An 11,798-nucleotide genomic window follows, 5' to 3' on the forward strand; every position below is an offset into this window, starting at 1 on the left:
GGCGCCGTCAGGCGGGGCGGGCCTCCGCGGCCGCGCGGGCGGCGGCGGGGAACGCGTCGAGGATGCGGGCGACGGCGGTGTCGTCGTGGGCGGCCGAGACGAACCACGCCTCGAACACCGACGGCGGCAGGCTGACCCCGGCGTCGAGCATCGCGTGGAAGAACGCGCGGTACCGGAACGACTCCTGCGCCTGGGCCTGCGCGTAGTCGCGCACCCCCGCGGTCGCGGCGAGCTCGCCGAACATCACGGAGAAGAGCGAGCCCGCGCGCTGCACGCGGTGCGGCACGCCCGCGGCGTCGAGCGCGGAGCTCACCGCCGCCGACAGCACGCCCGCGACCTCGTCCACGCGCGCGTACACCGTCTCGTCGGCGAGCCGCAGCGTCGCGAGGCCCGCCGCGACCGCGACGGGGTTCCCCGAGAGCGTGCCCGCCTGGTAGACGGGTCCCAGCGGCGCGAGCTGGTCCATCACGGCCGCCGGTCCGCCGACCGCGGCGACGGGCATCCCGCCGCCCACGACCTTGCCGAAGGTGAACAGGTCGGGCGTGTAGCCGTCCGCGCCCTGGCCGCGCAGCACCGCGTTCTCGAGGCCCCACCAGCCGCTCGGCCCGACGCGGAAGCCCGTGAGCACCTCGTCGAGGATCAGCAGCGCGCCGTGCGCCGCCGTGATGCGGCGCAGGCCCTCGTTGAAGCCCTCCGCGGGCGGGACGACGCCCATGTTCGCGGGCGACGCCTCGGTGATGACGGCCGCGATCTCGGAGCCGCGCTCCGCGAACGCCGCCTCGACGGCCGCGAGGTCGTTGTACGGGAGCACGAGCGTCTCGGCCGCCGTCGCCTCGGTGACCCCGGCCGAGCCGGGCAGGGCGAGCGTCGCGACGCCGGACCCCGCCTCGGCGAGCAGCGCGTCCACATGCCCGTGGTAGCAGCCGGCGAACTTCACGACGACGTCGCGCCCGGTCACGCCGCGCGCGAGGCGGATCGCGGTCATCGTGGCCTCCGTGCCCGTGGACACGAGGCGCACGCGCTCCGCGGCGGGCACCCGGCGGCGGATCTCCTCCCCGAGCTCGACCTCGCCGAGCGTCGGCGCGCCGAACGACAGCCCGCGGGCCGCCGCCTCCTGGACCGCGGCGACGACGTCGGGGTGGGCGTGCCCGAGCAGGGCCGGGCCCCACGAGCACACGAGGTCGACGTACTCGCGGCCCGCGACGTCGGTCACGTACGGGCCGCGCGCCGAGGCGAGGAACCGCGGGTCGCCGCCCACGGACCCGTAGGCGCGCACGGGCGAGCTGACGCCGCCCGGGAGCACGCCCTGCGCGCGCACGAACGCGGCGTGGTTGTCCGCCCCGCCCGCGCCCGGCGCGCCGAACAGCGCGGCGTCCTGCGCCTGCACGGCCTCCGCCGTCCCGAAACCGCCCGTGTCCGTCATGCCCGCGTCCTTCCGTCGTTCTCGTCCAGCCAGCCCGCGAGCTCCGTCGCCCAGTAGGTGAGGATCACGTCCGCGCCGGCGCGCTTGATGCCGAGCACCGACTCCGTGACGGCGGCGCGCCGGTCGATCCAGCCGTTCGCCGCGGCCGCCTCGATCATCGCGTACTCGCCCGACACCTGGTACGCCGCGACGGGCACCGCCGACATCTCCGCGACCGCCGCGAGCACGTCGAGGTACGACCCGGCGGGCTTCACCATGACCATGTCCGCGCCCTCGGCGAGGTCGAGGTCGGCCTCGCGCAGGCCCTCCCGGGCGTTGCCCGCGTCCATCTGGTAGGTGCGGCGGTCGCCCTGGAGCGCCGAGTCCACGGCCTCGCGGAACGGCCCGTAGAACGCGCTCGCGTACTTCGCGGAGTACGCGAGGATGCCCACGTCGTCGAACCCGGCGGCGTCGAGCGCCTCGCGGATCACGGCGACCTGGCCGTCCATCATGCCCGACGGCGCGACGACGTCCGCGCCCGCCCGCGCCTGCGCGACGGCCATCGAGGCGTAGCGGTCGAGCGTCGCGTCGTTGTCGACGACGACGCCCCCGTCCCGGCCCTCGGCCAGCACGCCGCAGTGCCCGTGGTCGGTGAACTCGTCGAGGCACGTGTCCGCCATGACGACCGGCCCGCCGTTCGCGTGCTCGCGCGCCGCCTCGACCGCGACCCGGATGCCGCGCTGCAGGATGCCGTCCTCGGCGTCCGCCTGGGTGCCGGTCGCGTCGCGCTCGGCCGGGATGCCGAAGAGCATGACGCCGCCGACCCCGGCGCGCGCGGCGTCGCGCACGGCGTCCGCGAGCGTCGCCTCGGTGTGCTGCACGACGCCCGGCATCGACGAGATGGGGCGCGGCGCGTCGAGGCCCTCCTTGACGAACAGGGGGAGCACGAGGTCGGACGCGTGCACGCGCGTCTCGCTGACGAGCCGCCGCACGCGCGGGCTCGTGCGCAGACGGCGCGGCCGGTGGTGCCCGACGGGGAGCTGGTGGGTCACGAGGGGTCTCCTTCGGTGGTCGGGTCGACGCCGGTCGTGCCGGCCGCCGGGGGAGCGGCCGGGTCGTCGGGCTCGGCGGTCGTGCGGGTGGAGGGACCGGTGGCGGCGAGCGCGCCGACGAGCGCGGCGGCCAGCGCGGCGTCGGTCGGGCGCTCCGCGACGGCATCGAGCCGCAGCCCGACGTCGCGCGCGGCCCGGGCGGTCGGGTCGCCGATCGCGACGCCCACGACGTCGTCGCGCGGGCCGAGCTGCCGCGCGACCTCGCGCGCGACGCTCCCCGAGGTGAGCACGACGGCGTCCACCGCGCCCGCGCGCCACGCCGCGACGACGTCCGGCGCGAGCGTGTGCGTGACGGTGCGGTAGACGGTGACGACGTGCGGGACGTACCCGAGGTCGTGCAGGCCGTCGTGCATCGTCGGCGCGGCGAGGTCCCCCTGCGGCAGCAGGACCACACCTCTACCTCGCGAGGTAGAGCCCTGGTTCCCCGAGGTAGAGCCGTGGTCCCCCGAGGTAGAGGCCTGGTCGGCCGAGGTAGAGGTCTGGTCCGACGGGGGGAGGGCTGCGAACGCGGCGACGAGGCCGCGGGCGGAGTTCTCGTCGGGCTCGAGCTCGACGGTGACGCCGACCGCCTCCAGGGCGCGGCGCGTCGCGGGCCCGACGGCGGCCCAGCGGGCCCGGCGCGCGGCGTCGCCGAGGTCGACGCCCTGGCGGGCGGCGCTCGCGAGGAGTTCGTCGATCGCGTTGACGCTCGTCACGACGACCCACGCGAAGTCGCCGTGGAGCAGGCGGGCGAGGGCGCCGTCGACGGGCGCGGTGTCCTCGACGGGCGCGCGCTCGATCGCCGGGCTCACGAGGACGTGGGCGCCCGCGCCGCGGAGCGTCGCCGCGAGGCCCGCGGCGCGCTCGGGCGCACGCGGGACCAGGACGGTCCGACCGGCGAGCGCGTCGGCTCGGCGGGCCGCGTCCAGGTCGTCCCCCGGCCCCACGGCGTCCACGGCGTCCACCGTCTTCGCGGCGTCGACAGCGTTCACGGCGCCCGCCGCGCCGCGCGCCGGGAGCGGGGGCACCACGGGCGCGGGTCCCCGCGACGGGTCGCGCAGCGGTCCGGGGCTCATTCCGCCGCGCCGCGGTAGCCGCCGTCGCGGAGCTGCTCGCGGGCAGCCTCCACGGCGCGGTCGGTCGCCGGGGCCTCCACGGCGGGGGCGTCGAGGACAGGGGTGCCCGCCCCGGTCTCGCGCAGCGGCGCGAGGCGCGCGGCGCCGTCGGCGAGGAGCGCGTCGGCGACGCGGGCGCCCAGCCCGCGCGCGACGTCGTCCCGGGCGGTCGCGGCGGCGGCCAGCGACCCGGTGCTCGGGGGGAGCGCGGCGCGCGCGGAGTGCGTGAGCTGCTCGGCGCCGTCGACCCGCGCGACGACGGCCGTCAGGGCCACGTCGCCGTCCTCCACGACGGCGTGCGCGCCGACGGGGGCCGCGCACCCGGCCTCGAGCCGGCCGAGGAGCGCGCGCTCGGCGAGCACGGCGAGGCGCGTGGGCTCGTGGTCGAGGTCGTGCAGGGCGCGGGCGAGGACCGGGTCGTCGAGGGACGACGTGCGCACCTCGACGGCGAGCGCGCCCTGCCCGGCGGCGGGCGCCATGATCGCGGTGTCGATCACCTCGGACACGGCCTCGAGCCGGCCGAGGCGGGCGAGCCCCGCGTACGCGAGCACGACGGCGTCGAGGTCGGCCTCCTCGCCGAGCGCCCGGGCGAGGCGCGTGTCGACGTTGCCGCGGATGTCGACGACGTCGAGGTCGGGCCGGACGGACCGGAGCTGCGCGGCGCGCCGTGGCGACCCGGTGCCGACGCGGGCGCCGCGCCGGAGCGTCGTGATGGTCAGGCCGTCGCGCGCGCACAGGACGTCGCGCGGGTTCTCGCGCTCGGGCGTGACGACGGTGAGCCCCGGCGCGGGCTCGGTCGGGAGGTCCTTGAGGGAGTGCACCGCGACGTCGCACCGGCCGTCGAGCAGCGCCTCGCGGAGCGCGGTCACGAAGACGCCCGTGCCGCCCATCTGGGCGAGCGAGCCGGTGAGCACGTCGCCGTCGGTGCGGATGCGCACGATCTCGACGTCGCGGCCGGTCAGCTCTTCGAGGCGGCGGGCGACGTGGCCGGTCTGGGTCGTCGCGAGGGCGCTGCCGCGCGTGCCCACGCGGAGGGGCGTCGTACCTGCAGGACTCACGGAACCAGTCTCTCCCCACTTTGGCATTCCACGAAAATGTGCACGTCACAGCGCGGGAATGATGCGGGGAGTGACGTGGTCCTGACGCCCGGTCAGGAAGTTGCGGACAATGTGTCAGGTCATTTCGCGGGGAATTCTCGGGACTATTCCGGCGCGCAATCCGGTGAGGATTCCCTCACCCCGCGGCCGCGAGGCTGCGGGCACATTCCTGTGCGTGGCCGACGATCGACGCGAGCCCCGTCCCGGCGATCCAGCCGCCGGTCACGGCTAGCCCGGGCACGGCGTCCACGCGCGCGACGAACGCTGCGACCTCGCGCCGGAACGCGGGCGTGGGCGGGGGCAGCGCGCCGTTCCACCGCGTGACGACGTGGCCCAGGACGCGCCCGTGCAGGTCGACGCCGAAGAGGCGCGACGCGTCCGCGACGACGCGGTCGAGGTCCGGCTCCGTCGTCGCGCCGATGCGCCCGTAGCTCAGGCGCACCACGTGGTGCCCCGGCCCGGCGGCGGCGCGGACGCGGTCGCGCAGCCAGGGCCACTTGGCGGTCGAGTGCGTGAGCGCCTTGGCCTCGACGTCCGACGGCGGCGCCGCGCGCCCGGCGTCGCGGTGCGGCGGGGCGACGAGCAGGCCGGTCCCGCGCGGGGCGTCGTCGAGCTCGGGCGCGCGCAGCAGGAGCGTCACGAGCCGCACGTCCGCGCCGGGCTCCGGGTCCGGCAGGAGGTCGGCCGCCGTCCCGACGAGCGGGCCGAGCGCGTCGACGAGCGCCGGGGTCGTCACGACGAGGCGCGGCGCGGCGAGGTCGACCGGGCCGCCCGGGGCCTCGGCGCGCACGAGCCAGGTCCCGGGCCCGCTGTCGGGGGCTGCGGTGCGCGAGATCCCCGTGACCTCGTGGCGCAGCCGGACGTCGGTCCCCGCGACGAGCCCCTCGACGAGCCGGTGCATCCCGCCGTCGATGCCGCGCACGGCCGACCCGGCGGGGGCGAGGGCGCGCATCGACGCGACGGCGCGCGCGAGCGACCCCTCGCGCTCGAACGCCTCGCGCAGCCCGGGCGCGACCGCCGCGACGTCCAGCCGGTCGAGCGGGGCGGAGTGCACGCCGGAGGCGACCGGCGCGACGAGCCGCTCGGTCACGCGCGCCCCCATGCGGGACCGCGCGAACGTCTCGAGCGTCCGCAGGTCGGTGAACTTGCGGGGCAGCACCCGGTCGAGGCTCGCGCGCAGCGACCCGCCGAGGCCGACGGCGCGGCGCACGTCGCGCGACCACGGGTCCGCGGGGATGCCGAGGACGCCCGCGCGCGGCAGGGGGTAGGCGTGCCCGGCGGCGTAGCCCCACGCGCCCGCGCCCGACGGCTCGACGACGTCCAGCCCCAGCTCGTGCACGAGGTCGCCGACGGCCGTACCGCGGGCCGCGAACGACTCGGCCCCGAGGTCGACGCGCACGCCGTCGAGGCCGGGCAGCTCCCCGCCGCGGACCGGCCCGCCGGGCACCTCGGCGGCGTCCAGCACGACGACGCGCAGCCCCTGCGCGCGCAGGGTCCGCGCGGCGGTGAGCCCGGCGACGCCCGCGCCGACGACGACCGCGTCCGCGGTCTCGACCCCCTCCGGTGCGGGGGGTGCGGGCGGACGGGGCGTCGTCGGCTCGGTGCTCACCGTCGGGTCGCCTCCTCGGTGGCGGCGTCGGGAGCGTCGTCCGCGAGCGCGTGGACGAGCGCGACGACGCGCGTCAGCACGTCGGGGTCGGTGTCCGGCGGGACGCCGTGGCCGAGGTTGACCACGTGCCCCGGGGCCGTGCGTCCGCGGCGCACGACGTCCCGGACGTGCGCCTCGAGCACGTCCCACGGCGCGGCGAGCAGCGCGGGGTCGATGTTGCCCTGCACCGGCACGGGGGCGTGGCCCTCGGCGAGGAGCCGGGCGGCGTCGTCGAGCGGCGTGCGGTAGTCGACGCCCACGGCGACGTCCTGCACCCCGGCCGCGGTGACGGCGTCGCGCATGGCGGGGAGCAGGTGCCCCGTGCCCGTGCCGAAGTGGACGACGGGCACGCCGAGGTCCGCGACGTGGGTGAGCGCGCGCGTGCTCGCCGGGGCGGCGCCGGCCGCGTAGTCCGCGAGCGAGAGCGAGCCGGCCCACGAGTCGAAGAGCTGCGCCGCGCTCGCGCCCGCCTCGACCTGCGTCCGCAGGAACGTGCCGGTGAGGTCGGCCGCCCAGTCGACGAGGCGCTGCCACGTCTCCGGGTCGCCGCGCAGCAGGGCGCGCGCCGCGAGGTGGTCGCGCGACGGCCGGCCCTCCACGAGGTAGGCGGCGAGGGTGAACGGCGCCCCGGCGAACCCGATGAGGGGCGTCGTGCCGAGCGCGTCGACCGTCAGCGCGACGGCCTCGCGGATCGGGGCGAGCGCGTCCTCGGTGAGCTCGCTCTCCACGAGCCGGGCCACGTCGTCGGGCGTGCGGTACGCCTGGCCCATGACGGGGCCGACCCCCGGCGCGATCTCCACCTCGACGCCCGCGAGCCGCAGCGGGACCACGATGTCCGAGAAGAAGATGCCCGCGTCCACGCGGTGCCGGCGCACCGGCTGGAGCGTGATGTCGGACGCGAGGTCGGGGCGCAGGCACGAGTCGAGCATGCTCACGCCCTCGCGCGCGACGCGGTACTCCGGCAGCGAGCGACCGGCCTGGCGCATGAACCACACGGGTGTGATTTCCGGGCGCTTTCCGGTCGTGCCCGCGCGCAGGGCCTGCACGAGCGGGGAACGGTCCGTGCGGCCGTCGGTCAGGGGATGGCCCGGGGAAAGGGCGACAGGAATCACAGCTACCGATTCTGCCTCTCTCCCGGGGGAATGATTAAATCGGAGGCACTGTGGCTCTTCTCTCCCTCACGGCCAGCCACCACGAGCTGGACCTCGACGCCCTGGAACGACTCTCCACCGGGGCGCACTCGATCGGCGGCTCCGCGGTCGCGGCGTGCGACGTGATCACCGGTGCGGTCGTCCTCGCGACGTGCAACCGGTTCGAGCTGTACCTCGACGTGGACGCCCCCCTCGACGGCACCGGCGTGCAGCACGCGACCGAGCACGTCGCGCGCATGGTCGCCGAGGCGTCGGGCGTGGAGGTGGCGGAGGCGCTCGCGTCGTTCCGCACGCGCGCCGGGACCGAGGTCGCCGAGCACCTGTTCGCCGTCGCGTCGGGCCTGGACTCGATGGTCGTGGGGGAGCGCGAGATCGCCGGCCAGGTCAAGCGGGCGCTCGAGACCGCGCACGCCGACGGCGTGACGTCCTCGACGCTCGAGCTCCTCTTTCAGACGGCGTCGCGCACCTCCAAGAAGGTCAGCACGCACACGACGCTCGGCGGGGCCGGTCGCTCCGTCGTCGCGCTCGGGCTCGACCTCGCCGCCGCCGAGCTGCCGCCGTGGCCGCAGGTCCGCGCCGTCCTCATCGGCACCGGGTCGTACGCGGGCGCGAGCCTCGCCGCGCTGCGGGCGCTCGGGTGCGACGACGTGCGGGTCTACTCGCAGTCCGGCCGCGCCGAGGAGTTCGCCGCCGCGCGCGGCGTGGAGGCCGTGACGGACCTCGTCGTGGCGCTCGAGGACGCGGACCTCGTGGTGTCGTGCAGCGGCGCGCGCGGTCGGGCGCTCGCGGCGGACGCCGCGCGCCCGGGCCCCGAGCGGCGCGAGCAGGCGATCGAGCACGTGCTCGACGCGGCCGCGGTAGTGCGGGCGCGCGAGCGGGCCGCGGTGCGGGCGGGCGACGAGCCCGTCGCGCGCCCGACGGTCGTGCTCGACCTCGCGCTGCACCGCGACGTCGACCCGCGCGTGGCCGACGTCGAGGGCGTGCTCCTGTACGACCTCGCGACGCTCGCGGCGCACTCGCCGTCGATCGCGTCCGAGCTCGTGACGCAGGCCCGCACGATCGTCGACGAGGCGACGCGGGCGTTCGAGGAGACGCGCCTCGGGCGAGCGGCGGACACGGCGGTCGTCGCCCTGCTGGCCGACGCCGAGCGGCGCGTCGCGCTCGAGGTGGCCGACGTCGTCGCGCTGCGCGAGGCGGACGGCGACCCGGTGGAGCCGGACGAGGCCGACGAGATCGCGCGCGGCGTGCGCCGCCGCGTGCACGCCGACCTGCACCGCGCGATCGTCGCGGCCCGTGCGGAGGCCGTCGCGGCGGCGCAGGCCGAGGAGCGCGCGGTCGTCGCGGACGCCCAGGCGCTCGTCCACGAGGCCGCCGCCGCACGCTGAGCCCCGTCCGCTCGACGGACCCGCTGCCTCGGGCACGCGATTGACAGCGCAGTCATAGCCGGGAGAGGGTGGCCGACGGACGCCCGTCGTCGACCAGGAGCACCGTCGCCCCGCCACGAGCGGCCCGGGCGGCGACTGACCGACGGCCCCGAGGCGCCCCGGGCGACGACGCCCGGTCGCACGTCGAAGAGGACATGGCATGAGACGACCACGACTCGCGCTGCTCGCCGCAGGGCTCGCGCTCGCCGTCGTGCCGGGCACGCTGCTGCCCGCCGCCGCGGGCGCCGCCCCCGCCGACGAGGGCACCGTCACCGCCGCCGCGAGCGACGACCTCACGCTCGAGGTCAACCCGTTCGTCGGCACCGAGAGCGAGGGCAACGCCTACCCGGGCGCGACCGTGCCGTTCGGCATGGTCCAGCTCAGCCCGGACAACACCAACTCCTACGCCTCGACGTCGTACAGCACGAACGCCGGGCGCGTGTGGGGCTTCAGCCACCGGCACGTGAACAGCGCGGGCTGCCCCGCGGCGGGCGAGCTGCTCGTCACGCCGGACACGAGCACCACCCCGCGCACGTCGCGCTCCTTCATCGCCATCAAGGACCAGAAGAGCACCGAGCGCGCGTCGGCCGGGTTCTACGAGGTGACCCTCGCGAACGACGTGCACGCCGAGCTCAGCGCGACCACGCGCGTCGGCGCGCACCGCTACACGTTCCCCGCCTCGACGACGTCGCACCTGTCGTTCAACGTGGGCCAGACCCTGCGCGACGCCGGTGCGAGCTCCGTGACGTGGGTCGACGACCGCACGCTCGAGGGCTGGGTCGACAACGGCGGCTTCTGCGGCGGCACGCCCGACAAGCAGCGGTACTTCTTCAGCGCGACGTTCGACCGTCCGGTCGCGTCGAGCGGCACGTGGGGCACCGACGCGCGCTACGTCGCGGGCTCCACGACGAGCGAGGTCGCGGGCGGCAACAACGGCGCCGTCGCGGTGTTCGACACCACGACCGACCGCGACGTCGAGGTGAGCGTGGGCGTGTCGTTCGTGAGCGTCGACGGCGCGCGGGCCAACCGCGCGGCCGAGGCCACCGACGAGGGCGGGCAGGTCGCGTTCGACACCGTGCGCGAGGAGGCCCGCGACGCGTGGAACGCCGAGCTGGGCCGTGCCGCGATCGACGCGTCGCCCGACCAGCGCCGGATCTTCTACACCCAGCTCTACAAGACCCTGCTGTCCCCGACGATCGGCAGCGACGTCGACGGCCGGTACCGCGGCATGGACCTCGAGGTCCACCAGGCCGACGGCTGGGACTACTACCAGAACTTCTCGCTCTGGGACACGTACCGCACGCAGGCGACGCTGCACGCGCTCCTGCTGCCCGAGCGCGCGCAGGACATCGTGCGCTCGATGTACCAGCACCGCGTCGAGGGCGGCTGGCTGCCGCGCTGGTCGCTCGGCGCGCTGGAGACCAACATCATGGCGGGCGACCCCGTGACGCCCTGGCTCGCGGAGAACTTCGCGCTCGGCACCGTCCCCGACGACATCGCGGACGAGCTGTGGGACTACCTCGTGGAGAACGCCACGACGACCCCGCCGGACGACGTCGCGTCCGTCGGGCGGCGCAGCACCGAGTTCTACGCCGAGCACGGCCACGTGCCGTTCTACCCCGAGAACGAGGGCGGCCTCGGCGGCCAGTTCGAGGAGTACCGCCACGGCGGCTCGGCGACGCTCGAGCTCGCGCTCGCCGACGCGAGCCTCGGCGCCGCGGCCGAGCGCACGGGCCGCGAGGGCGGCCAGGCGTTCCTCGACAAGGGTCGCAACTGGCGCAACCTCTGGAACCCGGACGTCGAGCTCTCCGGCGGCTTCCAGGGCATGGTCAACGCGAAGCGCCCGACGGGCGAGTTCGTCACGCTGCCCGAGCTGACGGACGTCACGCGCTCCGGCTTCCACGAGGGCGTGCCGTGGCAGTACCAGTGGATGGTGCCGCAGGACGTCACGGGCCTCCAGGAGGTCATGGGCGGCGAGGACGGCTTCGTCGAGCGTCTCGACTACTACTTCGACCAGCCGGCGCTCGCCGCGAACCCCGGCGTCTCGCCGAGCACGTGGGCCAAGGGCGGCAGCTCGTACTACACGACCATCCGCTACAACCCGGGCAACGAGCCGACGATCATGAACGCGTGGCTCTACGGCTACGTGGGCCAGCCGTGGAAGACGAACGACGTCCTCGCCGCGAACCTCAACCGCTTCCCGGACACCCCGGGCGGCGGCGTCGGGAACGACGACCTCGGCACGCTCGCCGCCTGGTACGTCATGGCGTCGCTCGGGTTCGAGCCCGTCATGCCGGGCTCGGGGATCCTCGCGCTCAACGCGCCGAAGGTGCAGGCCGCGACGCTCACGACCGACGCCGGGGCGACGCTGCGCATCGACGCGGCGGGCGCGAACGAGAAGCTTCCGAGCTACGTCGCCGGGCTGAAGGTCGACGGCGTCGCGCACACCGCCGCGTGGCTCGACGTCGCGGCGCTGCAGGACGGCGGCACGCTCGACTTCGACCTGTCCGACACGAGCGCGGGCCTCACGTGGGGCACCGGTGCGGCCGACCGCATCCCGTCGGTCTCCGCCGTCGCGCCGCCCGCGCCGGTCCAGGTCGAGGCGAGCGCGCGCTGCCTCGGCGGCCGGGCGTTCGTCGCGGTCCGCGCGACCAGCACGGCCGACATGCCGGTGGACGTGACCCTCGCGACGCCGTTCGGCGAGCGGACGGTCCGGCACGTGCAGCCGGGCAGGAGCGCCTACCAGTCGTTCACGACGCGCGCGACGTCCCTCGAGGCCGGGACGGCGACCGTCACGGTCGTCGCCGCGGACGGCACGACGACGACGGTCGACGCGTACGACGCGCTGGCCTGCGGCTGACCGCCGCGCC

The 11,798-nt window shown here is 76.4% G+C and carries 8 protein-coding genes; 2 read left to right on the forward strand and 6 right to left on the reverse strand.

The genetic code is table 11. From position 1 onward, the window contains the following. Nucleotides 1-7: 7 nt before the first annotated feature. The 6 genes from hemL to hemE all read right to left on the reverse strand — a co-directional run bounded on the left by hemL (nucleotide 8) and on the right by hemE (nucleotide 7,339). Nucleotides 8-1,423 (reverse strand): glutamate-1-semialdehyde 2,1-aminomutase, encoded by a 1,416-nt coding sequence (gene hemL, locus ACPCUX_RS18530; RefSeq protein WP_396049549.1) that lies wholly within the window; start codon nucleotides 1,421-1,423, stop codon nucleotides 8-10. Next, nucleotides 1,420-2,454 carry a porphobilinogen synthase gene (gene hemB, locus ACPCUX_RS18535; RefSeq protein ID WP_171467280.1) on the reverse strand — a complete coding sequence of 345 codons (1,035 nt, stop codon included), beginning with the start codon at nucleotides 2,452-2,454 and terminating at the stop codon, nucleotides 1,420-1,422. Before hemB ends, hemL begins: the two co-directional genes overlap by 4 nt. Continuing rightward, nucleotides 2,451-3,569: a uroporphyrinogen-III synthase gene (locus ACPCUX_RS18540; RefSeq protein ID WP_423389369.1), complete on the reverse strand. Its 1,119-nt coding sequence runs from the start codon at nucleotides 3,567-3,569 to the stop codon at nucleotides 2,451-2,453. Before ACPCUX_RS18540 ends, hemB begins: the two co-directional genes overlap by 4 nt. Beyond that, nucleotides 3,566-4,693, reverse strand: coding sequence for a hydroxymethylbilane synthase (gene hemC / locus ACPCUX_RS18545; RefSeq protein WP_391513650.1), 1,128 nt, complete (start codon nucleotides 4,691-4,693; stop codon nucleotides 3,566-3,568). The genes ACPCUX_RS18540 and hemC overlap by 4 nt, the downstream gene beginning before the upstream one ends. A 148-nt stretch (nucleotides 4,694-4,841) precedes the next feature. Beyond that, nucleotides 4,842-6,314 (reverse strand): protoporphyrinogen/coproporphyrinogen oxidase, encoded by a 1,473-nt coding sequence (locus ACPCUX_RS18550; RefSeq protein ID WP_423389370.1) that lies wholly within the window; start codon nucleotides 6,312-6,314, stop codon nucleotides 4,842-4,844. Further along, a complete protein-coding gene (gene hemE / locus ACPCUX_RS18555; protein WP_423389373.1) occupies nucleotides 6,311-7,339 on the reverse strand; it encodes a uroporphyrinogen decarboxylase in 1,029 nt (342 codons plus the stop codon). Before hemE ends, ACPCUX_RS18550 begins: the two co-directional genes overlap by 4 nt. A gap of 176 nt (nucleotides 7,340-7,515) precedes the next feature. Between hemE and ACPCUX_RS18560 the strand changes: the two genes are divergently transcribed. Together ACPCUX_RS18560 and ACPCUX_RS18565 are read left to right on the forward strand one after the other, a co-directional pair. Continuing rightward, complete coding sequence (locus ACPCUX_RS18560) at nucleotides 7,516-8,889, forward strand: glutamyl-tRNA reductase (RefSeq protein ID WP_423389371.1); 1,374 nt, start codon at nucleotides 7,516-7,518, stop codon at nucleotides 8,887-8,889. A gap of 199 nt (nucleotides 8,890-9,088) precedes the next feature. Then, complete coding sequence (locus ACPCUX_RS18565) at nucleotides 9,089-11,788, forward strand: GH92 family glycosyl hydrolase (RefSeq protein WP_423389372.1); 2,700 nt, start codon at nucleotides 9,089-9,091, stop codon at nucleotides 11,786-11,788. Nucleotides 11,789-11,798: the final 10 nt, after the last annotated feature.

This window comes from Cellulosimicrobium sp. AB352 (genome assembly GCF_049538415.1).
In the GTDB taxonomy this organism is placed as follows: Bacteria; Actinomycetota; Actinomycetes; order Actinomycetales; family Cellulomonadaceae; genus Cellulosimicrobium; species Cellulosimicrobium funkei.